21 protein-coding genes are annotated in these 24,125 nt (G+C 71.5%); 8 read left to right on the forward strand and 13 right to left on the reverse strand.

Annotation, left to right across the window (positions count from 1 at the left end):
- Positions 1-107: 107 nt before the first annotated feature.
- The 3 genes from CU254_RS27510 to CU254_RS44345 form a co-directional block, all read right to left on the reverse strand.
- Positions 108-590 (reverse strand): DUF5130 family protein, encoded by a 483-nt coding sequence (locus tag CU254_RS27510; protein ID WP_009081291.1) that lies wholly within the window; start codon positions 588-590, stop codon positions 108-110.
- Positions 577-831: a hypothetical protein gene (locus tag CU254_RS27515; protein ID WP_037715018.1), complete on the reverse strand. Its 255-nt coding sequence runs from the start codon at positions 829-831 to the stop codon at positions 577-579. The genes CU254_RS27510 and CU254_RS27515 overlap by 14 nt, the downstream gene beginning before the upstream one ends.
- Before the next feature lie 309 nt (positions 832-1,140).
- On the reverse strand, positions 1,141-1,296 hold the full coding sequence (locus tag CU254_RS44345; protein WP_199785999.1) for a hypothetical protein: 156 nt from the start codon (positions 1,294-1,296) through the stop codon (positions 1,141-1,143).
- Between the two features lies 1 nt (position 1,297).
- Here CU254_RS44345 and CU254_RS44350 point away from each other — a divergent pair, with 1 nt between their 5' ends.
- Complete coding sequence (locus CU254_RS44350) at positions 1,298-1,615, forward strand: hypothetical protein (protein WP_199786000.1); 318 nt, start codon at positions 1,298-1,300, stop codon at positions 1,613-1,615.
- A gap of 100 nt (positions 1,616-1,715) precedes the next feature.
- Here the strand turns inward: CU254_RS44350 and CU254_RS45040 are convergent, their stop codons facing one another.
- Complete coding sequence (locus CU254_RS45040) at positions 1,716-2,168, reverse strand: HNH endonuclease (protein ID WP_050788293.1); 453 nt, start codon at positions 2,166-2,168, stop codon at positions 1,716-1,718.
- A gap of 411 nt (positions 2,169-2,579) precedes the next feature.
- On the opposite strand from CU254_RS45040, the gene CU254_RS27530 reads away from it, so the two are divergent.
- Genes CU254_RS27530 through CU254_RS27540 form a run of 3 tightly spaced genes read left to right on the forward strand, consistent with a single transcriptional unit; the run spans position 2,580 to position 5,588 of the window.
- Positions 2,580-3,581, forward strand: coding sequence for a mechanosensitive ion channel family protein (locus tag CU254_RS27530; RefSeq protein ID WP_050788294.1), 1,002 nt, complete (start codon positions 2,580-2,582; stop codon positions 3,579-3,581).
- Positions 3,582-3,609: 28 nt separating this feature from the next.
- A complete protein-coding gene (locus CU254_RS27535) occupies positions 3,610-3,999 on the forward strand; it encodes a globin (RefSeq protein ID WP_199786001.1) in 390 nt (129 codons plus the stop codon).
- Positions 3,999-5,588 (forward strand): glycoside hydrolase family 13 protein, encoded by a 1,590-nt coding sequence (locus CU254_RS27540; protein WP_050788295.1) that lies wholly within the window; start codon positions 3,999-4,001, stop codon positions 5,586-5,588. The genes CU254_RS27535 and CU254_RS27540 overlap by 1 nt, the downstream gene beginning before the upstream one ends.
- Positions 5,589-6,032: 444 nt before the next feature.
- On the opposite strand, the gene CU254_RS27545 is transcribed toward CU254_RS27540, so the two are convergent.
- A complete protein-coding gene (locus CU254_RS27545) occupies positions 6,033-6,221 on the reverse strand; it encodes a hypothetical protein (RefSeq protein WP_009081303.1) in 189 nt (62 codons plus the stop codon).
- A 385-nt stretch (positions 6,222-6,606) separates the two neighbouring features.
- Here CU254_RS27545 and CU254_RS27550 point away from each other — a divergent pair, with 385 nt between their 5' ends.
- Positions 6,607-6,810 carry a cold-shock protein gene (locus tag CU254_RS27550; protein ID WP_009081304.1) on the forward strand — a complete coding sequence of 68 codons (204 nt, stop codon included), beginning with the start codon at positions 6,607-6,609 and terminating at the stop codon, positions 6,808-6,810.
- A gap of 393 nt (positions 6,811-7,203) precedes the next feature.
- Positions 7,204-8,100, forward strand: a complete 897-nt coding sequence (locus tag CU254_RS27555) for a fatty acid desaturase (protein WP_009081305.1) — start codon at positions 7,204-7,206, stop codon at positions 8,098-8,100.
- 6 nt (positions 8,101-8,106) lie between these two features.
- On the opposite strand, the gene CU254_RS27560 is transcribed toward CU254_RS27555, so the two are convergent.
- From CU254_RS27560 to CU254_RS27595, 8 genes are all read right to left on the reverse strand, one after another.
- The gene (locus CU254_RS27560) at positions 8,107-8,553 is read right to left on the reverse strand and encodes a DUF6292 family protein (RefSeq protein ID WP_050788296.1); all 447 of its coding nucleotides are present in this window, start codon (positions 8,551-8,553) and stop codon (positions 8,107-8,109) included.
- A gap of 275 nt (positions 8,554-8,828) precedes the next feature.
- Positions 8,829-9,098: a hypothetical protein gene (locus tag CU254_RS27565; RefSeq protein ID WP_009081308.1), complete on the reverse strand. Its 270-nt coding sequence runs from the start codon at positions 9,096-9,098 to the stop codon at positions 8,829-8,831.
- Positions 9,099-9,144: 46 nt separating this feature from the next.
- A complete protein-coding gene (locus CU254_RS27570) occupies positions 9,145-9,780 on the reverse strand; it encodes a hypothetical protein (protein ID WP_009081309.1) in 636 nt (211 codons plus the stop codon).
- Positions 9,773-10,195, reverse strand: coding sequence for a thioesterase family protein (locus tag CU254_RS27575; protein WP_009081311.1), 423 nt, complete (start codon positions 10,193-10,195; stop codon positions 9,773-9,775). Before CU254_RS27575 ends, CU254_RS27570 begins: the two co-directional genes overlap by 8 nt.
- Positions 10,192-15,171 (reverse strand): NAD-glutamate dehydrogenase, encoded by a 4,980-nt coding sequence (locus CU254_RS27580; protein ID WP_009081313.1) that lies wholly within the window; start codon positions 15,169-15,171, stop codon positions 10,192-10,194. Before CU254_RS27580 ends, CU254_RS27575 begins: the two co-directional genes overlap by 4 nt.
- A 685-nt stretch (positions 15,172-15,856) precedes the next feature.
- Positions 15,857-18,415, reverse strand: a complete 2,559-nt coding sequence (locus tag CU254_RS27585) for a hypothetical protein (RefSeq protein WP_009081315.1) — start codon at positions 18,413-18,415, stop codon at positions 15,857-15,859.
- Between the two features lie 19 nt (positions 18,416-18,434).
- On the reverse strand, positions 18,435-20,111 hold the full coding sequence (gene ettA / locus CU254_RS27590) for an energy-dependent translational throttle protein EttA (protein WP_009081316.1): 1,677 nt from the start codon (positions 20,109-20,111) through the stop codon (positions 18,435-18,437).
- 102 nt (positions 20,112-20,213) lie between these two features.
- Positions 20,214-22,226 (reverse strand): cytochrome c oxidase assembly protein, encoded by a 2,013-nt coding sequence (locus CU254_RS27595; protein WP_009081318.1) that lies wholly within the window; start codon positions 22,224-22,226, stop codon positions 20,214-20,216.
- A 144-nt stretch (positions 22,227-22,370) separates the two neighbouring features.
- Here CU254_RS27595 and CU254_RS27600 point away from each other — a divergent pair, with 144 nt between their 5' ends.
- Together CU254_RS27600 and CU254_RS27605 are read left to right on the forward strand one after the other, a co-directional pair.
- The gene (locus tag CU254_RS27600) at positions 22,371-23,411 is read left to right on the forward strand and encodes a LacI family DNA-binding transcriptional regulator (RefSeq protein ID WP_009081320.1); all 1,041 of its coding nucleotides are present in this window, start codon (positions 22,371-22,373) and stop codon (positions 23,409-23,411) included.
- A gap of 189 nt (positions 23,412-23,600) precedes the next feature.
- Positions 23,601-24,023: a peptidase inhibitor family I36 protein gene (locus CU254_RS27605; RefSeq protein WP_078560910.1), complete on the forward strand. Its 423-nt coding sequence runs from the start codon at positions 23,601-23,603 to the stop codon at positions 24,021-24,023.
- Positions 24,024-24,125 lie beyond the last annotated feature (102 nt).

Genomic DNA, 24,125 nt, shown 5'->3' on the forward strand with positions numbered 1-24,125 from the left:
CTCAGGGACTCTGAGTCCGTGAAGGTGGCCCTCACGGAAAGTCTGGGCGGAAAGTAGAAAGAGCCGGTACGCGTAAAGGCGTACCGGCTCTTGAAGTGTGCGGGGAGTCAGTGCTTGGGAGCGGGGCCCGCTTGGTCGCTCAGCATGCGCAGGGCGTTGACCAGGCCGCCGGTCAGGTCGCCTTCCTTGAAGGAGGCCACCATGCTCGCGACGGCCAGGTTCGCGCCGCGGTCGGGGAGGCGCGAGTGGGCGCGTTCGCCGGTGACGATTTCGATCGCGCGCTGGGCCGGCGAGACGCCGAGCAGCACCGCGTTCGACGGGTCGTCTGTGGTGGCGTGCAGTTTTTCCGCGCCGGCTCGGGTGTCTTCGCCCAGGTCGCCGAGGTAGATGCTGAAGTCGAGGCCGGTCTCGCGCGTGGCGAAGGTCAGGGCCTCGTCCAGGCGGGCCAACTGCTGCACCGTGAACGGGCTCGTCGGCGCGGCGGGCTCGTACATTTTCGCCGCCGACAGCCTGCCGCTGTTGGTGATGACCTCGCCGAACGCCAGGTCCTTTTCCGCGACCGCGGTCCGGGTCACTTCACCACTTGCCACGAGCGCCTCCTGCGGCCGTCGAAGCGCCCGCGGGCGCCGCATTCACGTCAACCGCCGGTGCGTGGCCGGCTCCTACGCCGTCCGGGTTGGCGGTCCACCACATCGCGGGGTACTCCCACGGCTGCCCCGGCCGGTACCGCGGCGTCCCCGAGAACTTCTTCCGCAAGGTCGCGGCGCCGACCACGAAGTAAATGGCCCCGGGGATGACCGCGTAGACCAGGATCGTCTCGACAACGTTCACGCCGGTGAGCGTATCGGATGCCTCCGGCAGCCACCGCGCGACACCGGCGACCGGGGGCGACCGTTCGTCGCCGGTGAGCCGCCGTCCGCCGCTTGGCCCGCGCCCGCTGGAACGTTGGGGCGAAGGGCTGCGGGCCGAAAGGTGGCAACTCGCCGTACAGGCGGCCGTACCGGGCGATAGCGGCTTGTCCGAACCCTGAAATCCTCGTAGCTTTTTCACCTGTACGGGCCTTGCGCCCGCCTCCCCAGCTTCAGCCCGTCACGCACCGGTCCCAGGAGGACACCTCATGCAGAGCGTCCAGCCCCCCGCTCAGGCGATCACCGAGACCATTTCGTCACCCAGCGAGACCGGATTCGTGCCCGGAACGCGCGTCACGTCCGGCACCAGGGTTACGCGCGGCACTCGGGTCACCCGCGGCACCCGGGTCACCGCGGGCACTCGCGTGACAATGGGTACCCGGGTCACCATGGGAACTCGAGTCACCAGGGGTACCCGCGTCACCCGCGGGACCCGCGTCACCCGCGGGACCCGCGTCACGGCCGGAACCCGCGTCACGATGGGCACCCGCGTCACGCGCGGCACCCGGGTCACCCGCGGCACTCGCGTCACCTGCGGCACGCGCGTCACGATGGGCACGCGCGTCACCCGCGGCACCCGGGTCACCGCCGGAACCCGCGTCACCATGGGCACCCGGGTCACCCGGGGAACCCGCGTCACGCGCGGCACCCGGGTCACGATGGGCACCCGCGTCACCTGCCAGGCGGATTACAGCCTCGCCGCCTGAGCAGCGCAGCACCGGACCGAGAGACGTCGAGCACGCTCCATCGGCTCGCCCCGGCCGCCGCATTGGCAGCCGGGGCGCCGACGTGTCCGGGACCGGAAGGCTAGGCCGCCGACCCGAGGTACGGCCGCCACAGCGGATCGGCCTCTTTGGAATGCGCCAGCAGCCGCCAGTGCGGGCCGTGCGGGGCGCGCGGCACCACGCGCAGCCGCCAGCCGATCTCCGACAGGAGCCGGTCGGCCTTGCGGTGGTTGCACTTCGCGCAGCAGGCGACGCAGTTGGTCCAGCTGTGCGGACCCCCCTTGCTGCGCGGGACGACGTGGTCGATAGTCTCCGCGCGCCCGCCGCAGTAGGCGCAGCGGTGCCGGTCCCGGTGCATCAGCCCGGCCCGCGTGAGCGGCACCTGCGCCCGGTAGGGCACCCGCACGTACGTGCTGAGCCGGATCACCGACGGGACGGGCAGCGACACCGTCGCGGCGTGCAGTTCGACGCCGCCCGGATCGCCGTGGACGACCTCCGCCTTGCCGCACATGACGAGCACCACCGCGCGTCGCATGGGCACCGCGGTGAGCGGTTCGAAAGTGGCGTTGAGCAGGAGGACCCGGCGCCGCCCCCACGCCGGGGCGACCGGATCGCGGGCTCTACGCTGTCCGGGCGGACGGGAAGCTCCCCCTGGACGGGTCCCCGGCCCGGACGGGACGGAGCCGCCGGATGCGGACCCTCCCGGGCAGGCACGCAGGATCGCCTCCGGCGGCAGCTCGGCCATGGCTTGGCCGGCTCCGCCGAGGGGGACGGGTTGTCGGTCTGGCACTCGACCACCTCCACCGGTGCAGGCATAGTCGACCACACATCAGGGCCCCGGCGCACGCGTGTTCTGTGACGTGTCACATACCCGCGACCCGTCGGCCACCCGCCGGCCGCCTGCGCGCTGCCGGGAACAAGCGACGAGAAGGGACTTCCTCCCCCAGTGAATGCCGTGCTCAGCGCTCCGCCCAGCTGCATCTCCGAGACCGGGTCGTGGTGCGCCCAGGTCTATTCGGTCACGCACAACGAGTGGCTCGCCGCGTCGGCGGGCTGGCTCGTCACGAAGCCGCTGAAGATCATCATGATCCTGGTCATCGCCTTCGTGGTGCGATATCTCACGAAGCGGCTGATCGACCGGGTCACCACGCTCCCGTCCTCGGGCGGCAACGGCAAGATCCCGTCGCTGTTGAGACCGCTCCGCGAACGCGCGCCGGAGATGCTCGGCACCGCCGTGGTGGAACGCCGCAGGCAGCGCGCCAAGACGATCGGCTCGGTGCTGAAGTCGATGGCCACGTTCCTGATCTACGGCCTCGCGTTCATCCTCGTGCTGGGCGAACTGGGCATCGACCTGGCCCCGATCATCGCGTCGGCCGGGATCGTCGGCGTCGCGCTCGGGTTCGGCGCGCAGAACCTGGTCAAGGACTTCCTGTCCGGGATGTTCATGATGATCGAGGACCAGTACGGCGTCGGCGACGTCGTGGACATCGGCGAGGCGACCGGCACCGTCGAGGCGGTCGGCCTGCGCATCACCACGCTGCGCGACCTGAAGGGCACCGTCTGGTACGTCCGCAACGGCGAGGTGCTGCGCGTCGGCAACTCCAGCCAGGGCTTCGCCTACGCCGTGGTGGACGTCCCGCTCAGCTACTCCGCGGACGTCGACAAGGCCACCGAGGTGCTCAGCGGCGCGGCCACGAAGGCGGTCGAAACGGACGCGCTCTCGGCGAACGTGCTGGAGCCGCCGGAGATGCTCGGCGTCGAACAGGTCACACCGGAGGGAATCGTGTTGCGCCTGACGGTCAAGGTGCGACCGGGCAAGCAGTGGGCGGTGCAGCGGAAGCTGCGCGGGCAGCTGCTCGGCGCGCTCGAGGAGGCCGGTTTCGAGCCGCCGCTCGGCCGGCTGCTGTCGTCCATGCAGGACAAGCAGTCGGGCGCGGCGCGCAGCTGAAGCAGGGCAAGATGGAGGTGTGTCGACTGTGAGCGAGCCGGAACCGGCGAACCTGTACGAGGCGGTGGGCGGCGAACCGACCTTCCGCCGGATCATCAAGCGGTTCTACGAGGAAGTGGCCCGCGACGAGGTCCTGCGCCCGCTCTACCCGGAGGAGGACCTCGGCCCGGCGGAGGAACGGTTCCGGCTGTTCCTCATCCAGTACTGGGGCGGTCCGCACACCTACTCCGACCAGCGCGGCCACCCCCGGCTGCGGATGCGGCACGCGCCGTTCAAGATCGGCCCGGTCGAACGCGACGCGTGGCTGCGCTGCATCCGGATCGCGATCGACGAGGAGAACCTGCCCGAGCCGTACCTCGGCCAGCTGTGGGCGTACCTGGAAATGGCCGCGCACAGCATGATGAACAGTTTCGTCTGATGAGACGCCAGGTCGCGGGACGGCGGCCGGACCGCCCGTCGCGGCCGTCCTGGTGGTCGGACGCGGTGTTCTACGAGATCTACGTGCGGTCGTTCGCCGATTCGGGCGAGGACGGCATCGGCGATCTCGAGGGCATCCGCAGCAAGCTCGGCTACCTGGAGCTGCTGGGCGTCGACGCGCTGTGGCTGACGCCGTTCTACCCGTCGCCGATGGCCGACCACGGCTACGACGTCGCGGACCCGCGCGGCGTCGACCCGATGTTCGGCACCCTCGGCGACTTCGACGTGCTGCTCACCGAGGCGCACCGGCGCGGCATCCGGGTCACCGTGGACGTCGTGCCGAACCACACGAGCAACCAGCACGCGTGGTTCAAGTCCGCGCTGGCCGCCGGGCCGGGCAGCCCGGAGCGGGAGCGCTACCACTTCCGCGACGGCCGCGGCCCCGGCGGGGCGGAGCCGCCCAACAACTGGGTCAGCGTGTTCGGCGGCCCGGCGTGGACGCGGGTGCCGGACGGGCAGTGGTACCTGCACCTGTTCGCGCCCCAGCAGCCCGACCTGAACTGGGCCAATCCGGACGTCCGCGCCGATCTGGAGCGCACCCTGCGGTTCTGGCTCGACCGGGGCGTGGACGGGTTCCGGATCGACGTCGCGCACGGGATGGCCAAGCCCGCCGGACTGCCCGACATGGACCCGGACACGCCCTCGCACGGCGGCGGCGCGCCCGGCGACCCGCGTTTCGACGACGACGGCGTGCACGAGGTGCACCAGCTGATCCGCAAGGTGCTCGACGAGTACCCGGACGCGATGGCCGTCGGCGAGATCTGGGTGCAGGACGAACAGCGCCTGGCCCGTTACCTGCGGCCGGACGAGCTGCACCTGGCGTTCAACTTCCGCCTGGTACTCACCCATTTCGACGCGGACGCGATGCGCACGTCGATCGAGCGCTCGCTGGCGGTGCCGCGTGCGGCGGGAGCACCGGCGACCTGGACGCTGTCCAACCACGACGTCTGGCGCGCCGCGAGCCGCTACGGCGGCGGCGCGACCGGGCTCCGCCGGGCCCGCGCGATGGCGCTGGTGGAACTGGCGCTGCCCGGCGCGGTCTACCTGTACCAGGGCGAAGAGCTGGGCCTGCCGAACGCCGACCTGCCGCTGGAGTCGATGACCGACCCGCGCGCCCGCTCGCAAGGCCCGGAGTTCAGCCGCGACGGCGAGCGCGTGCCGCTGCCGTGGGAGGGCACGCTCCCGCCGTACGGGTTCTCGCGCACCGCGCAGACGTGGCTGCCGATGCCCGCGGACTGGGCTCCGCTCACCGTGGAACGGCAGCTCGAGGACCCGGACTCGACCCTGTCGCTGTACCGGCGCGCGGTGGAGCTGCGGAAACACCACCCCGCGTTCCGGGACGGCGACGAACTGCAGTGGTTCGGCGCGCCCGCCGGCTGCTTCGCGTTCCGCCGCGGCCGGGGCGGGCTGATCTGCGCGCTGAACACGTCGGCCAGCTCGATCGTGCTGCCGCCGGGAGAGGTGCTGCTCACCAGCAGCCCGCTGGTGGACGGAAGGCTCGCTCCGGATTCGGCGGCTTGGCTGGGGTAGCTCAGGCCTGTCGGCCGCCCGCTTGACCCGCCCGCCGTCACAGCCTCAGCGGACCCCCGGACGCGGGACAACACAGGTCGGTCCGCGGCTGAAAGCAGCCGCTCGCGGACGGGAGACTCGCTCCGGATTCGGCGACTGGCTCGGGCAGCTCAGGCCTCAAAACCCGCCTGACCCGCTCGGCCATGGCGACCGCCAAGCCGAGCATCGTGACCAATCCCGGCAGGTCACCGGCGTCGCACTCCTGCTCGGCGGCAGTCCGGCAGCGGACGTTTCGGGCACCCGGGCACGGCGGAGCCCGGCGGAAATCCGTCCGCCGGTCGATAAAAGCTCACTGCGAACTCGACCACCCGGCTCGGGCAGCTCAGGCCGCACAAAGCCGCCTGACCTGCCCGGCCATGGCCAGCACCGGCCCGGCCGCCCCTCGGCGGCCGGACCCGGCCAGGGTCAGACGCGAGCACCCGCCTCCAAGCCGAGCATCGCGAGCAATCCCCGCAGGTCGTCGACATCGTGCGCGTGTCCCGCGACCGTGCGGGCAGCGTGCTCCTGCTGCACCCGCAGGTCCTGTTCGGCGGACACCCGGGCACGGGCGAATTCACTGGTTTCGGCGGACAGCGGACGTCGTTCCGAGCGCATGTCGCTCCTCGTCGAGGTGGAAGGGGCCACCGGCGGCACGCGGGAAGCGGGCTCGCCGGGGACGACGCCGGCTCGATCGCCGGCGCACGATGGGACTTCTCGACACCGTTGACGCTACTCCCCGCCCCCAACCTGCCCGCGAGCCGTCCCCGCCGCGCGCGTCGCGGCGTCCACAGTGGACCGTTCGGGCGGCGGCCCTGGTGGGACCGGCGCGGGCGTGCTTTACTGAACGCGGTCGTGTTTTGTGTTCGTGCGGTGGGTACGTCCCGCAGCCCGCTCGCAAGATGTAGCGGGCGTGGTGTTTCTCTTTCGGAAGGCACACCGTCGGTTGCCAGACCCGGATGCCGAGGTGGCATCTGTTGTGAGTCCGATGGAGATCGTTTTTATGACGCAAGGCACCGTGAAGTGGTTCAACGCCGAAAAGGGCTTCGGGTTCATCAGCCCGGACGACGGCAGCGCCGACGTGTTCGTGCACTACTCGGAGATCCAGGGCAACGGTTTCCGCAGCCTGGACGAGAACGCGCGCGTCGAGTTCGAGGTGGGCCAGGGCCAGAAGGGCCCGCAGGCCACCGGCGTTCGCGCCATCTGAGTTTCCCCGGTGTTTCCCCTGGTGCGGAAGGCTTTCCGCACCAGGGGACCCGCGCCGAAGCGGACTTTTCCGCCGACGGCAGCCGAAATCGCTCGGCACCCCGGTGCGTCCCGGTGAATTTCCCCGGTCGCACAAGGTCTTCCGCGTTCCGGGAACCCGGACGCGAGATCCTCCGTTGACCAGGACAGGTCGCGACTGGCCTTCACGGCCCTCCCCTGCCCGGTCAGTTCGCAACGCACGGCGCATCCCCGAGGCGGCTCCCCTCCGCCGCGGCGCGCGCCGCGGCATCGGCCTCGGCCCCGCAGAGCGCGGCGGCCGGACCAGCTCGAGTAGGAGCGTTTACCCATCGACACCCAGAGCACTGTCCAGCGTCCCCCGAAAACGCCGCAGCCCATGCTCGCCGGCCGCAAGTCCGGCACCGAGGCCTTCCTGGTGAAGCTCTTCGCCGTCGTCCCCCTCCTCGCGGTCGCCGTCGCGGTGCCGCTGGCCTGGGGCTGGGGCCTCAGCTGGCTGGACATCGGCCTCGCCGCCGCGTTCTACTGCGTCAGCGGCCTCGGCATCACCGTCGGCTTCCACCGGTACTTCACCCACGGCTCGTTCCGCGCCCGCCGCGGCCTGCGGATCGCGCTCGCCGTCGCGGGCAGCATGGCCATGCAGGGGCCGGTGATCGACTGGGTCGCCGACCACCGCCGCCACCACGCGTACTCCGACCGCGACGGCGACCCGCATTCGCCGTGGCGCTTCGGCACGACGCCCGCCGCGCTCGCCAAGGGCTTCTGGCACGCGCACATGGGCTGGCTGTTCGGCCGCGACCGGACCAACCCGCGCCGGTTCGCCCCGGACCTGCTCGACGATCCCGACCTGCAGCGGATCGACCGGCTCTTCCCGGTGCTGACCGTCGCGACGCTGCTCGGCCCCGCGCTGCTCGGCGGGCTGATCACGATGACCTGGTGGGGCGCGCTGACCGCGTTCTTCTGGGCCGGGCTGGTCCGGGTCGCCGCGCTGCACCACGTGACGTGGTCGGTCAACTCGCTGTGCCACCTGATCGGCGAGCGCCCGTTCGAGGCGCGCGACCGCTCGGCGAACTTCTGGCCGCTGGCGATCGCGTCGTTCGGCGAGTCCTGGCACAACTCGCACCACGCCGACCCGACCGGGGCCCGGCACGGCGTCGGCCGCGGTCAGCTCGACATCTCCGCGCGGCTGATCTGGATGTTCGAGAAGTTCCGCTGGGCCTCGCACGTGCGCTGGCCCCGGCCGGAACGCCTCGCCCGCAAGCTCAAGGCCGCCTGAGCGGCTTCAGGACCTGCGGACCCGCTCCTCGAGCCGGGTCCGCAGGTCGCCGCGGCTCGACACCGCGAGCACCGGCCCCGGGTTCCCGGTCGTCCCGGACGGGCTCAGCACGTCCGCGACGAACCGCCGCACCCGTTCCGGCGCGGGCGTCACGTCGCCGCCCAGCTGGGCCACCGGCTGCGGGGCTTCGGACGGCGTGGTCTCCACCGCGACCGACCAGCCGGCCCGCATGGTCCACAACAGCATCAGATCCCGGCCGGGAAACCGCGGGGACCGTCCGTTCAGCGCGACATACGCGGTGATCGTGTCGGTGACCTCGCACGACGAGCACTCCGCCGACACCCCGACCGCGGCGGCGACCTCGCGCACATACGCGGCCAGCGCCTGCCGCAGCACCTGCGGATCGTCGGCGGTGGGCAGGGACATCGGGCGTTCCGGACCGGACAGGAGCATGGGTCTCCTCTTCCGCCGCCGTGTCCGCCTCGCGCGGAAACCGGGGTCGTCGAATCGCGCGAGGGCCGGCGGTCGCGATGATCGGGGTCGCACCGGATCGGGCATCCGGCAGCTGGACCGGACTCCGACTCTACCCGCTGGGACAACCCCTCGGCCCGGATCGACCCGTCCGGCGGCAGCCGAAATCGCCCGGCACGCCGCCTTCGCCCGCGGAATCGGCGGCCGACGTGGCGATCCGCGCGGCGAAAAGTCCAGTGTGGACAGACGACGCGACCTCACCCGGGCTGTCCGCCGCCAAGATCTCCCGCCGAGCCGCCGTCAGCCGCCTCCGCGATCGACGTCGCCGCCCACGCGGCGAACAACCCCGCCTGCACGTACGGCGCGGCCTCGCCTACCGCGCGCACCACCGACCGGGCGCGTCCTGGCTCAGATCCGGTTTCCGGCGCGGGCTCGGCGGCCGCGGGCCGGTCGGTGCGCCACGGCGGCTCCTCGGCCCGGACCTCGGCGAGGAAGTCCGCGGTCGGGTCGCCGTCCGGTTCGGTCATCCGTTCACGATGGCCCTCCCCGACGGCTCCCGCCAGCAGAATCGCCTCAGAACAGCAGCGGCAGCAGCGCCTGGCGCCGCTTGAGCACCGCGCCGTAGCGGGCGTCGAGGCGCAGCCACGAATCGGTGGCGGTCACCCGGACCACGTCGCCGTCGATCGACGAATCGAACAGCCCCATCCCGGACAGCGCGAACAGGCATCGCATCTGGACCTTGACCTCGAGGTCTCCCCCGGTGACGGTCAGCACCGCCTGGTCCATCAGCGAGGCGGGCGGCGTGCCGTGCGGCCCGGCGTTGTCGCGGGCGAGCGCGACGCCGCGATCGGCCAGCTCCGAGATCACGCCGACCGGCAGTTCGTCGACCTTCTGCCAGCGGTCGGAGACCGGCAGCTCGGCGTGCCACAGCAGGTCGCGCGCCGGACCCGGGTCCATCACCTCGCCGCCCGCGACGGCGAGCGCCGCGAGCAGTTCGTTGCCGGACACCGTGACGTCCGCCGGGGTCACCGTCCCGGCGACCGCGCGGGTCGCGAGGACCTCGAACGGCGTGGCCGTCCACGCCTCGACCACGTCGTCGCCCCGGCGGCGCAGCCGGACGGCGGTCGTGCCGTCCAGCCGCACCGCGCGGGCCACGAACGCGCTGAGCGTCTCCCGGTCGTCCGGATCGGGAATCCGCAGCTCAGGCATCGGCCAGCACCCGCTTGAGGAATTCGGATTCCTCGTCGCTGAGCCGGCGCGGCCGGAGTTTGACCGTGTCGTACGGGGCCAGCACGGTCTCGGCGGTGACCGCGACCGGATCGGTCGCGTCCGGACCGGTCCGCACGACGTACCCGAGCGTCACCGTCGAAGCCCGCAGCTCGGTGAGCGTGATCTCCACGCGCACCGAACGGCCGGGCACCGCGACGATCGGCGCGCGGTAGTGCACCGCGAGCTTCACGACCACGACGCCCTTCGGCAGCTCGGTGAGCCCCGCGCGCTCGGCTTCGCCGAACAGCACGGGCACCCGGGCCTCTTCGAGCAGCGTCACCACGTTGGCGTGGTTGACGTGCCCGTACACGTCCATGTCCGACCATCGCGGCTGGACGTGGGAAACGAATGTCACCGCACCGTGCTCCGGATCTGGCGCGCGGCCACGGACAGCGTCGCGAGGTCGAGCCGCCCGGAACGGGTGATCTCGTCCAGCGCCACGCGCGCCCGCGAAAGCCGCGACGCGTTGGCTTTCTCCCATTGCTCGATCTGCTCGTCGACGGACAGGTCCTGGTCGCTGTGCCGCAGTGCGTCGAGCGCGATCGCGCGCAGGGAACCGTACACGTCGTCGCGCAGCGAGAGCCGGGCGAGGGCGTGCCAGCGGTTGCCGCGTTCCAGCGCGCTGATCTCGGTGAGCATCTTGTCGATGTCCAGGTGGTCCGACAGCGCGTAGTACAGCTCGGCGGTGTCGGCCGGGGTGTGCGTCGCGTCGAGCCCGACCTGCTGTTCGGCCAGCTCCGCCACCTCGACCACGTCGAGCAGGCCGTAGCTGTGCAGCAGCAGCGCGACGCGGCGGGCGAGATCGGCGGGCACGCCTTCCTCGGCCAGCGCGGCGGCGTCCTGCTCCACCGACTCCAGTTCGCGCCCGCGCAGCAGCTCGCCCAGCTTCGGGCCCAGTTCCGCGACCACCGGGCCGAACCGGTTGATCTCGGCCAGCGGCGCGAGCGGCTGCGGGCGGTTGGTGAGGAACCAGCGCGCGGCCCGGTCGAGCAGCCGCCGCGTCTCCAGCACCATCCGGTCCGCGACCGCGGTCGGCACCACGTTGTCCAGCGCGTCGATCTCCGCCCACAGCTTCGGCAGGTCGTAGACGTGCGTGACCACCGCGTACGCGCGCACCGCGTCGGTGGCGGTCGCGTTCATCTCCTCCATCAGGCGGTAGACGAACGAGATGCCGCCGCCGTCGACCAGCTCGTTGGTGATCAGCGTGGTGATGATCTGCCGGCGCAGCGGGTGCTGCGCGATCGCCGAGGCGAAGCGCTCCCGCAGCGGGGCCGGGAAGTACTCCGGCAGCCGGCGGGTGAACACCTCGGATTCGGGCAGGTCGGAGGCGAGCAGCTCGTCCTTGAGGTCGAGCTTCACGTGCGCGAGCAGCGTCGCCAGCTCCGGCGAGGTCAGGCCCTCGCCCGCCTTCTCCAGCGCGCGGAACTGCGACGGGGTCGGCAGCGCCTCCAGCTTGCGGTCGAACGCGCCCTTCGCGACCAGCGCGGACACCTGGCGCGCGTGCACCGACACCATCGGCCCGGCGTGCGCCCGGCTGACGCCGAGCACGGCGTTCTGCCGGTAGTTGTCCGCGAGCACGAGCGCGCCGACCTCGTCGGTCATCTCGCCGAGCAGCTCGTTCCGCCGCGCGTGCTCCAGTTCGCCGCCGGCCACCAGGTGGTCGAGCAGGATCTTGATGTTGACCTCGTGGTCGGAGCAGTCGACGCCGGCCGAGTTGTCGAGCGCGTCGGTGTTGATCTTGCCGCCGTTCCGGGCGAATTCGATCCGGCCGAGCTGGGTCAGGCCCAGGTTGCCGCCCTCGCCGACGACCTGCACGCGCAGCTGGTTGCCGTTGACGCGGATCGCGTCGTTGGCCTTGTCGCCCGCCGCGGCCTGGCTTTCGCTCTCGGCCTTGACGTAGGTGCCGATGCCGCCGTTCCACAGCAGTTCGACCGGGGCCAGCAGGATCGCCTGGATCAGGTCCATCGGCGCGAGCTTCGTGACGCCCTCGTCGAGGCCGAGCGCCTCGCGGACCTGCGGGGTGATCGGGATGGTCTTGGCCGAACGCGGGTAGATCCCGCCGCCCTCGCTGATCAGCGAACGGTCGTAGTCGTCCCACGAGCTGCGCGGCAGGTCGAACAGCCGCTTGCGCTCCTCGTAGGACGACGCGGCGTCCGGGTTCGGGTCGAGGAAGACGTGCATGTGGTTGAACGCCGCGACCAGCCGGATGTGCTGGGACAGCAGCATCCCGTTGCCGAAGACGTCGCCCATCATGTCGCCGATGCCGACGACGGTGAAGTCTTCGGTCTGGGTGTCCTTGCCCAGCTCGCGGAAGTGCCGCTTCACGCTCTCCCACGCACCCTTGGCGGTGATGCCCATGGCCTTGTGGTCGTAGCCGACCGAACCGCCGGAGGCGAACGCGTCGCCGAGCCAGAAGCCGTACTGCGCCGAGACCTCGTTGGCGATGTCGGAGAACTTCGCGGTGCCCTTGTCCGCCGCGACGACCAGGTAGCTGTCGTCGGCGTCGTGGCGCACCACGTTCGGCGCGGGCACGGTTTCGCCCTCGACGCGGTTGTCGGTGAGGTCCAGCAGGCCGGAGATGAACATCCGGTAGCAGGCGATGCCCTCGGCGAGCTGCGCGTCGCGGTCGACCCCGGCGTCGCCGGTCGGGACCGGCGGGCGCTTCACCACGAAGCCGCCCTTCGCGCCGACCGGCACGATCACCGCGTTCTTCACCGCCTGCGCCTTGACCAGGCCCAGGATCTCGGTGCGGAAGTCCTCCTGCCGGTCCGACCAGCGCAGGCCGCCGCGGGCGACCTCGCCGAACCGCAGGTGCACGCCCTCGACGCGCGGCGAGTACACGAAGATCTCGTACTTCGGGTGCGGTTCGGGCAGCTCCGGCACGCCGCTCGGGTCGAGCTTGAGCGCCAGGTACGGCCGCGGGTTCCCGTCGGCGTCGCGCACGTGGTAGTTCGTGCGCAGCGTCGCGTTGACGACCGCGAGCAGCCTGCGCAGGATCCGGTCCTCGTCGAGGCTCGTGACCTCGTCGATCATCGCGGAGATCTCGGCGGTCAGCGATTCCTCGTGCGTTTTCCGGTCCACATCGGACAGTTGCGGATCGCAGCGGGTTTCGAAGAGCCGCAGCAGTTTCGTCGCGACCTCGGTGTGCTTGACGACCGTGTTCTGGATGTAGGCCTGGGAAAACGGGCTGCGCGCCTGCTGCAGGTACCGCGAGTACGCCCGCAGCACCGCGGCCTGGCGCCAGGTGAGCCCGGCGCGAAGGACGAGACCGTTGAGGCCGTCGACCTCGGCGTCGCCGCGCCACGCGGCGTGGAACGCGTCCTGGAACCGCTCGCGCACCTCGACCGCCGCGGCTTCGTCGGCTTCTTCGAGGCCCTTCTTGTCGACGCGCAGGCCGAAGTCGTAGATCCAGCTGGCCCCGCCGTCCTCGCGGAACAGCTCGTACGGCCGCTCGTCCACCACCTCGACGCCCATCGCCTGCAGCACCGGCAGCACCTTGGACAGGGTGACGCCCTCGCCGCGCAGGTAGAGCTTGAACCGCCGCTCGCCGGGTTCGGCGTCGGAGGGCAGGTAGAACGACAGCGCGAGGTCGCCCTCGTCGGCGAGGGTGTCGAGCTTGGCCAGGTCGGCCAGCGCGTCCTCGGCGGTGAAATCTTCCTTGTACGCCTCGGGGAACACCGCGCCGAAGCGCTGGCCCCGGTCGACCGCGGACTCCTCGCCCATCATCCCGATCGGGCCGCCGTCGCCGACGCGCTCGCGGCGTTCGGCGATGATGGCCTCGACCAGCCGGTCGTCCCAGCTGCGCACGACGGTGTTCAGGCGCTCCTGGATCCGCAGCGTGTCCGGCTCGAGCACGTTCGACGGGTCGGTGTGCACCATGAAGTGCACCTGCGCCAGCAGCGTCTCGCCGACGCGCGCGCTGTACTCCAGCTGCGTACCCTCGAGTTCTTCCAGCAGCACTTCCTGCATCGCCAGCCGCGAGCGCGTGGTGTAGCGGTCGCGCGGCAGGTAGACCAGGCAGGAGTAGAAGCGGCCGTACGGGTCGCGGCGCAGGAACAGCCGCAGCCGGCGGCGGTCGGACAGCGTGATCGCGCCGGTGGTCGTGTAGAAGAGCGAATCGGCGTCCGCGGAGAACAGGTCCGCGCGCGGCCAGTTCTGCAGTACCTCCAGCATCCGCTGGCCGGAGAACGACTCCATCGGGAACCCGGCGCGGTGGATCACCTCGCGCACGCGCCGGCCCACCACCGGGATGTCGAGCACGTTCTCGTGCAGCGCGGTGGTGGTGAACATGCCGAGGAACCGGTGCTCGCCGGTGACCTTGCCGTGCTCGTCGAACGTCTTCACGCCGACGTAATACGGATAAACCGGACGGTGCACCGTGCTCGGCGCGCTGGCCTGGGTGAGCACGAGCAGCGACGGCGCGAGCGCGTCGACCGAGCTGTCCGGCCCCGCGGTGAGGCTGCGCGCGGCGAGGCTGTCCTGGCGCAGCACGCCGAGCCCGGACGCGAGGACCGCGCGCAGGGCGGGCTCGTCGCTGTCCGGCTGCGCGCCGTCGACCAGTTCGTACTTGCGGTAGCCGAGGAAGGTGAAGTGGCCGTCGGCGAGCCAGCGCAGCAGGCGCGCGCCCTCGGTGACCTCGTCGGTGTCCAGCTTCGGCGGGTGCTGCTCCAGCGTTTCCGCGAGCGAGCAGGCCGTCTGCGCCATCTTCTCGGCGTCCTCGACGACCTCGCGCACGTCGCCCAGCACGGACGTCAGCCGGTTGTCCAGCTCGCGCGCCCGCTGCGGGTCGGTGACGAGGTCGATCTCCACCAGCATCCACGATTCCGCGGACGCGCCGGCGGGCGGTTCGGCCGGGTCGGCGTCGAGGTGCAGGCCCTCCAGCTCGCCGGTCAGGCCGCGGCTCACCACCACGATCGGGTGCACGATGCGCTGCACCTGCACGCCGTCGCGGGCGAACTCCGCGGTGACGCTGTCCACGAGGTAGGGCATGTCGTCGGTGACCACCTGCACGACGGTCGCGTCGCGCGTCCAGCCGTCCTCGGCGGTCGTCGGGTTCAGCAGGCGGACCGCCGGGCGTCCGGGCATGCGCTTCTTCGCCAGCTGCAGGTGCGAACGCACCGCGCCGACGAGCGCCGCCGGATCGTCGCCGACGATCTCGTCGGCCGGGATGTGCCGGTAGTACAAGCGGATCAGGTCCGCGATCTCCGGTGCCTGCGCCGCGGCGGTGTCGATCAGCTCGTCCCGGATCTGCTCCGGGCTGGCCGTCGTGCGGCGGGCGGCGCCGGCTTCGGTGCCGACATCGGGCGGGGACGAGACTCCCGTCGAGCTCATTGAGCAACTCTCCAGTGTGCGAGACCGAGATGCGTCCGTCACCACAACGTGCCGGACATCCCTCACCCTAATCCGCCCTGAGACGCCCCCGTGCGCGGCGGGGAAAGACTTAAGGTTCGTTTCCGGGGTCCCCGGCGACGGGCTCGCGCGGGATCGGTTCAGCTACCGGCGGGTTCGATCCGGGCGGTTTTCGGCAAAAGGCTTGGCACGAGGCCGGAGCGCGGGTTTTCCCGGCGCGGCGGCCGCTTCGGGATCGGTTCAGTGGCCGTATCGCCCGCGGCGAGAACCGAAAAGGTTGCGTCCCTCTCCTGCGAGAATTCCCACCCGTACGGGCTAATTCTTCCGTTGCTGAGCGAGCCGAGGTTCCAGGATGGGGCACTCGCCGAGTGCTCGCAGATCGGCGGGCCTCGGCGGCTTGTGCCGCATAATCCCGGGCCGCGTCCGCCCAGTGAGCGGGAAATCGCTTGGCGCAACGCGGAAAACGCGGCGAGCTACCGAAGCGTCTTCGCTCGCGCAGAGGTCCGTGAGGGGAACCCTGAGGGACTCTGATTCCCGGAGGGTTCCCCTCACGGACCTCTCCGGAGCCGCGGGCTGCTCCGCACCGGGGCGCAATTCCCTGTCCCGCCGCGGAATCCGCCCGGGCGGGCCAGCGTTTCCCCTGCGGCGCAAGAAATTCCGGCGCGCGTCAGTCGCCGTTGTTGCGGTGCCGGTCCGCGGTCGCGCGGCCGTTGATCGGCTTCGGTTCGTCGTTCGGGCCGAGGCGTTTCACCAGCGCGGCCGCGCTCGCGGTGCCCGCCTGGTGTTCGGCGAGGGCGCGGGCGAGCAGTTCCGCGAGACCGGCGTCCGGCGGCGGCTCGTCCTCCGCGATGGCGCGCGCGTAGCCCTCCGGGAACGGCTGCTCCGACGGCGTCCACGCGTCGATGTCCGACAGCGGGTCCAGCGCGGGCGGCATCCGCAAGAGCGGCAGCCAGGGCTCCTCGACCGGTTCCGGCTCCTCCGGACGCGGCGCGGGGGCCAGCTCCGGTTCGTCCTTCGCCTCGGCTTCCGGTTCCGCGGCGGACTCGGGACGTCCGGGCTCGTCGGCCCGGCGCCGTCCGCCGCCCCCGCCGGTCGCGGTGATGCCCAGCCGGTCGAGCACGGACTTCGCGGCGACCGATCCGTGTTCGGCGTCGTGCCGGGTCTTGCGTCCGCGCGTGTCGCGGCGGGCCGCTTCCTCCTGCGCCCATTCCGCGCTTTCCCACAGCGGCGCGGCGGGCTCGTCCGCGGGAGCCGGGGCGAGCGGCAGCTCCGGCAGGATGTCCGACAGATCCGGCATCCGCAGCGAGAACCGCGGCGCCTCCTCGGCCGGGGCCTCTTCCGCGTTGCGACGAGGAGTCTCGGTCCGCGATTCGTCAGCCGCCCGCAGCGGGCGGACCGGCGTCTCCTCGGCCTGCGGCTTCTCCTCCCGTCGAGGAGCGTCCTCCGCCGACCGACGCGCGGCCGGCGGCTTCTCCGGCCAGCGCGACGTCTCCGCGGCGGTCGTCTCCGCCCGGCGACGCCCCGGCGCGACCTCCGCCGTGCTCTTCGCTTCCTGAGAGTCAGACCGGCGAACCGCCGCGTCCTCCGCGGTCTTGGCCGCTCGCGTCCCAGCCGCACTCTCGGCGACCTGCACCGACGCAGCCTCCGCCCGGCCGACCGGCTCCGCGGGAGCCTGTTTCCGCGGTGCGGGCGCTTCAGCGCTCTTCCGCCCGAACGGCCGCGCCCACCCCGGCAGCACCGGTGCTTTGCGATCCTCGGCCCGCCGCCGTCCGCCGGTCCGTGGAGCCTCCTCGGCCGTCTCCCGGATCGCCGGGAGCACCGAGGTCTGCTCGACCTCCGCCTCGGCCGCGGCCCGCCGGAACGACCACGCGGGCTTCTTCTCCGCCGCCTCGACCCAGCCCGAGGCCGAAACCGGCTCCACCGGCACCTCGACCTGCGCCGGGACAACGGGCAGCGGTGCCGCGACCGGGTCCGGCCGTTCGGCGGGGACGTCCCGGATCGCCGGCATCACCGAGGTCTCCTCGGCCGCGACCCGCGGCTCGACCTCCATCGACACCGGGCGTCCGTCGCGCGGGGCGGAAGCGGCGAGGACGTCGTCGAGGTCCATCGACGCGACCGCGTCCCCGCCCAGCTCGCCCGCGATCAGCCCGCACGCCTGGCGCCGGGCCCGCGCGTGCACGTGTTCCGCGGCCCGCGCGCGGTGCAGGCAGCCGATGGCCTCTTCCGCGCTGCCGAACCGTTCCTCGATCTGCGCCAGCTCCAGCCACAGCCGCGCGGTGACCGCGGCGAGACCGTGCCGGTCGGTGGCCGCGACGGCCTCCCTCACCAGCTCGGCGGCCGCGTCGCCGGCACCGGCGGGCAGGTGGATGCGCGTCGCCACCGCCAGCCGCAGCCACGCCGCGGGCGCGACCCCGGCGGCGCGCACCGGTTCCCGCAGCACGGGTTCGGCGATGTCGTAAGCCATGTCCGCGTCGCCGCGGTCGAGCAGCGTGCTGACCAGCTGCAGCACGAGCCGGATCCGGACGAGGCCGCCGTCGTCGCCGGGGCGGTCCATCTTCTCCAGGAACCCGAGCCCGGTCCGCGCGGCGTCCGCGGCCGCGGTGAGGTCGCCGTTCCGGCGGCGGTGGGCCGCGGTTCCGTTGCGCAGCAACGCCCGCATCAGCAGCCGGTCGTCGGCGTCGAGCGAATCGTCGGCCACCAGCAGCCGGTCCGCCTCGACGAGCACCCGGTCCAGCTCCGCCTTGCGGCCGAACTGGGCGAGGCACCCGACGAGATGGCACAGCGCCTCCGCGCGCAGCGACGGCGGCACGTCCTCGGACAGCACCGGCCGCAGCGCGGCCAGCCCCATCAGCGGAACGCCGAGGCTGCGCGCGCAGATCGCGAGGTCGACGCGCAGCCGCGCCGCCGTCGTGGCGTATCCGGCGTGTTCGGCCGCGCGCAAAGCCGCGACCGCGCGACCGACTGTGGATGTCCGCGCCCCGGTGCGCACGCGAGCGGACACCACGAGCGCTTCCGCCCGGATCCAGTGCCCGTCCGCGCCCGCCGCCTCCGCGAGCGCGGCCGAGCGTTCGCCGAGCACCAGCGACAGCTCGGGTGCCCGGAAGCGCAGCGATTCCGCCCGGTCGATGAGCCGGCCGAGGTCGGAGAGGGTCCCGCCACTGGCAACGGCGGGCCGCCCGTCCGCGGTCGCGGACGGGCTGGGCCGGTTGTGCCTGCTGGTTTCCACTCGGGACCCCCCGCGCCGGTCAGTCGCGCTTCAGCTTGCGGTGGGTGACCCGGTGCGGACGAGCCGCTTCGGCGCCGAGGCGCTCGACCTTGTTCTTCTCGTAGCCCTCGAAGTTGCCCTCGAACCAGAACCACTTCGCCGGGTCCTCGTCGGTGCCTTCCCAGGCGAGGATGTGCGTCGCGACCCGGTCGAGGAACCACCGGTCGTGGGAGATCACGACGGCGCAGCCGGGGAACTGCTCGAGCGCGTTCTCGAGCGAGCCCAGCGTTTCGACGTCCAGGTCGTTCGTCGGCTCGTCCAGCAGGATCAGGTTCCCGCCCTCTTTGAGCGTCAGCGCGAGGTTGAGCCGGTTGCGCTCGCCGCCGGACAGCACGCCGGCCGGCTTCTGCTGGTCCGGGCCCTTGAAGCCGAACGCGCTCACGTAAGCGCGCGAGGGCATTTCGGTCTGCCCGACGTGGATGTAGTCGAGCTTGTCGGACACGACCTCCCACACGGTCTTCTTCGGGTCGATCCCGCCGCGGGTCTGGTCCACATAGGACAGTTTGACCGTCTCGCCGATCTTGACCGAGCCGCCGTCCGGCTCCTCGAGCCCGACGATGGTCTTGAACAGCGTGGTCTTGCCGACGCCGTTCGGGCCGATCACGCCGACGATGCCGTTGCGCGGCAGGTTGAACGAGAGCCCGTCGATCAGCACGCGGTCGTCGAAGCCCTTGCGCAGCTTCTCGACCTCGACCACGACGCTGCCCAGGCGCGGGCCCGGCGGGATCTGGATCTCCTCGAAGTCGAGCTTGCGGTGCTTGTCCGCCTCCGCGGCCATCTCCTCGTAGCGGTCGAGCCGCGAACGGGACTTGGTCTGGCGCGCCTTGGCGTTGGACCGCACCCATTCCAGCTCGCTCTTGAGCCGCTTGGCCAGCTTGGCGTCCTTCTTGCCCTGGACCTCGAGCCGCTCGCGCTTCTTCTCCAGGTAGGTGGAGTAGTTGCCCTCGTAGCCGACGACGCGGCCGCGGTCGAGCTCCATGATCCACTCGGCGACGTTGTCCAGGAAGTACCGGTCGTGGGTCACGGCCAGGACGGCGCCCTTGTAGTTGGAGAGGAACTGCTCCAGCCACAGCACGCTTTCGGCGTCGAGGTGGTTAGTAGGTTCGTCGAGCAGCAGCAGGTCGGGCGCGGACAGCAGCAGCTTGCACAGCGCGACGCGGCGGCGCTCGCCGCCCGAGAGGTGGGTGACCGGCTCGTCCGGCGGCGGGCAGCGCAGCGCGTCCATGGCCTGCTCGACGGTCGAGTCGAGCTCCCAGGCGTCGGCGTGGTCCAGCTCCTCCTGGAGCTGGCCCATCTCCTCCATCAGCTCGTCGCTGTAGTCGGTCGCCATCTGCTCGGCGATCTCGTTGTAGCGGTCGAGCTTCTTCTTGGTGTCGCCGAGCCCCTCCTCGACGTTCTGCCGGACCGTCTTGGTCTCGTCCAGCTCCGGCTCCTGCATGAGGATGCCGACGGTCGCGCCCGGCTGCAGGAAAGCCTCGCCGTTGCTGGCCTGCTCGATCCCCGCCATGATCTTGAGAACGGTCGACTTGCCGGCGCCGTTCGGGCCCACGACGCCGATCTTGGCTCCGGGGTAGAACGCGGTGCTCACGTCGTCGAGGATGACCTTGTCCCCGACGGTCTTGCGCACCTTCTTCATGGTGTAGATGAACTCGGCCATGCCGTCGATCGTAGAGTGGCTCCTCCGGCGGCCTGACGGCGGTCACCACCGCGCTACCGAGGGTCAGGTCGAGATCACGCGGACGACATTATTTCCGCGGGCTCATTCCGCCCGCTTGCCCTCGGCGAGGTTCTTCAGCATCGCGTTGTAGGCGGCCAGTTCCTCGCCGCCGGTGGTCTCCTCGCGCCGGTCGCGCCGCTTCGCCTCGCGCTCGTCCTGGCGCGCCCACTGCACCAGCAGCGCGATCAGCACGAGCAGCACCGGCACCTCGCCCGAGGCCCACGCGATGCCGCCGCCGAGCCGCTGGTCGGTCAGCAGGTCGCCGACCCACGGCAGCTTCAGCGACGTGTAGAACTCGCGGCCGATGACGGTCTGCATGTTCATCAGGATCACGCCGAAGAACGCGTGGAACGGCATGGCCCCGAACATCATCCCGAGCTTGCCGACCGGCGGCAGCCGCCGCGGCGCGGGGTCGACGCCGATCACCGGCCAGTAGAAGACGTAGCCGACGAGCAGGAAGTGCGCGTTCATCGCCAGGTGCGCCCAGTGGTAGTTGAGCGCGTTGTCGAAGAGGCCGGAGAAGTACAGCGCGTAGAAGGAACCGACGAACAGCAGCAGCGCGACGATCGGGTTGGTCAGGAACCGCGACACCGGCGAGTGCACGGCTGCCAGCAGCCATTCGCGCGGTCCGGGAGGGGCTTCGCGGCCGGCCGGCGGCAGCGCGCGCAGGGCGAGCGTGACCGGGCCGCCGAGCACCAGCAGGACGGGCGCGACCATCGACAGGAGCATGTGGTTGCCCATGTGCACGCTGAACATCGCGGGCGCGTACCGGCCGATGCCCGACGACGTGGCCAGCAGGATCACCAGGCAGCCGGCGAGCCACGCCACGGTCCGGCCGACCGGCCAGGAGTCACCGCGTTTGCGCAGCCGCCGCACCCCGGCCAGGTAGAGCCCGGCGAGAACGAGCGCGAGGGTGCCGTAGATCAGGTCGAACCGCCAGTCGGTGAGCAGCCGCCAGAACGTCGGCGGACCCTGGAGTTCGTAGCCGATGAGCAGTTCGACGGTGCCCGGCTGGGTGACCGCGTCCGGTGGCGGAGGCGTGCGGGCGAGGCCGGACGCGATGCCGATGGTGACGAACATGATCAGCACTTCGACGGCGGCGAGCCGCAGCAGCTGGCTGCCGCCCAGCTCGCCGACGAGGTTCGCGACGCCGCGGCTGCGCTGCTGCTGGCCGAAGACGCCGAGCAGCAGCAGCGCGATGATCTTGGCGACGACGAGCAGGCCGTAGTCGGTGGTGAACAGGTCGCCGAGGTTGATCCGGACGAGCGCGTTGACGATGCCGGACACCGCCATCACGACCCAGCAGACCAGGGCGAGCTTGGAGAACCGCTGCGCGGCGAGGCTGAGGTTCTTGCCGCGCCGCCAGCCGAGCGCGAGCACGGCGAGCAGCCCGCCGACCCACAGCGCGGCCGCGACGAGGTGGAACAGCAGGCTGTTGGTGGCCAGGTCGTGCGAGCCGCCGCTGGCCGAGTGCCCGGTGACCGCGACCGGGACGAGCCCGGCGACGGACAGGAAGAACAGCACCGCCGTCCAGCCCCAGCTGAGCACCAGGCGGCAGCCGAGGGCGAGCAGGAGCGCGATCAGCGCCGTCCACAGCCACGCCTTGGGCTGTTCGATCGCGCCGACGAGGCTCAGCAAGGTGTCCGGGGAAAGGACGTCGCCGAACGGCTTGCCCGCGCTGTCCGCGGCGGTGAAGGCGACGGACAGGATCGAGGCGGCGAACCACGCCCACGCGGCGATTCCCGCGGTGCGGACCGCGGCGTACCCCTCGGGCGCGAGCGTGCCGGATTTCTGTGGCGGCACGAGGAAAGCGGCCAGCAGCAACGCGCCGACGCACACGACCGACGCGGCCTCGGCCAGCACGCGGACCACCGTGACGCCGTACCGCGTGACGAGCCCGGGGTCCGGCAGCCCGGCGATGACGTAGCCCGCGCCGCCGGTGAGCGCGACGAGCCCGACCGCGACGACCGCGGCGAGCACCACGCCGACCGAAAGCAGCGGGAGCACACTCGTCTTGCGTCCGCGGTTCGGTTTCGTCACAGGTTCCGAGGTCACAGTACGAGACTAGGCCGGTCGCGCGCGCGGCGGCACAGGGGGCGGGCTGGCCGCCGGTTCGCTCGCTCGCGGTGTTTGCGCTGGTCGAGCCGGGTTTACGGGCGGAATCCGGTGCGGGGCAAGGCTTTCCTCTATGCTCCGCCGATGACCAGCAGCCGTCGCCGCCGCCCGACGCTGGACGACGTCGCGGAGGCGGTCGGGGTGTCGCGCGCCACTGTGTCGAACGCCTACAACCGGCCTGACCAGCTGTCGGCGCGGTTGCGGGAGCAGATCCTGCGCGTCGCGGGTGAACTCGGTTACCCCGGCCCGAACCCGACCGCCCGCAGCCTCGCCACGAGCCGCACCGGCGCGATCGCTTTCCTGCTGGATTCGTCGCTGTCGGCGGCCTTCTCCGACCCCGCGCTGTCGATCACCCTGGACGCGCTCGCGAAAACCGTGGAACCGACGGGGAACGCGCTGTTGCTGCTGCCCGGCCGCGAAGCCGAGGAAGGCCCGCCCGCGTCGCGAGTCCTGGCCGCGCAAGCGGATATCGCTGTGGCGTACTCCCTCGCCGACGGCACTCCCGCGCTGGAAGCCGTGCGGGCACGGGGTTTGCCGCTGGTCGTCATCGACCAGCCCCCTCTCCCGGACACGGCCCGAGTCGGCTGCGACGACCGCGGCGGCGCCTCCTTGGCCGCCCGCCATTTAGTGGAGCTGGGCCATCGCCGCGTCGGAATCCTGGCCGCCCCACGCCATTCCGGCGTTGTTTCCAGCTTCCACGGCACCCGCGAACGCCTGGCCGGATACCTCGACACCCTGGCCGCCGCCGGGATCAGCGACATCACCATCACCGAAGCCCCCTGGCTCTCGGCCTCAACTGCCCGCGCCGCCGCAACTGACCTGCTCACCGCCTCAGTGCGTCCGACGGCCCTGTTGTGCATGTCCGACCAACTGGCCTTCGCCGCGATCGCCGCCGCCCACCGGCTGGGCCTGCGCGTGCCCGCCGACGTCTCGATCGTGGGTTTCGACGACACCCCGCAGGCTGCGTGGTCTGAACCACCCCTCACGACCGTCCGCCAGGACCTGGCCGGCAAGGGTCGCGTCGCCGGAGAGCTGGTGATGGACCTGCTGGCCGGGGAGCCGGCCCCGCCCCCGGTCGAACTGCCGGTGTCGCTGGCCGTCCGGGAGAGCACCGCGGCGATTTAGCAAGACCGTTCGGCGATCTGTGGACAACTAGGTCTCTTCCGGGTGAAGGGAAACTACTTGTCCACAGACGTAAGAATGCGGGCAGACAAATCGCACGGAACCCGCCAAGGTTGAAGACACACCCGGTTTCCCCGGGATACCCGCCGGCCGCTTCGCCCGGCACCGCTTCGATTGAGGGGGAGTTCCCACATGTTCCGCCGCCTGCTGCCGTCCCTGCCCTTTCCCGGCCGCCGCACCCGGCCCGCCGCCTCCGCGTCCCGTCTGCCCGCGGTATTGCTGCTGGTCACCGCGGGCCTCCTGACCAGTTCCGGCCTGGCTGAAGCCGCGCCTCCTTCGCCGTCTTGCGGTGCGGGCGAGTTCTGCCTCTGGGACACGGAAACCTATTCCGGCACAGTCCAGAGTTATGACCTGCGCACGGCGAATCCGGGTGATTGCATTCCCCTGCCCGAGGGATTCCAAGGCCATTCCTTCGTCAACCGGATGACCCGCGACGTCACCATCTACCAAGGAGCAGACTGCTCCACGGAAGGCGATTTCATCACCTATCCGGGCGGTGGCACGTACGTCCCGCAGTCCCCGTTCGCGGTGCGTGCCCTGAAAGTGTGGGAATAGCCCCTCCCACCCCCGAGCCGGGCCAGGCGAACGAGGCCGCTCCAGGCCGAGTCGACTCGCAGCCCCAGTTCGCCGGCCCGGGGGCCGCACCCCCGAGCGGCC

The organism is Amycolatopsis sp. AA4 (assembly GCF_002796545.1).
GTDB lineage: Bacteria > Actinomycetota > Actinomycetes > Mycobacteriales > Pseudonocardiaceae > Amycolatopsis.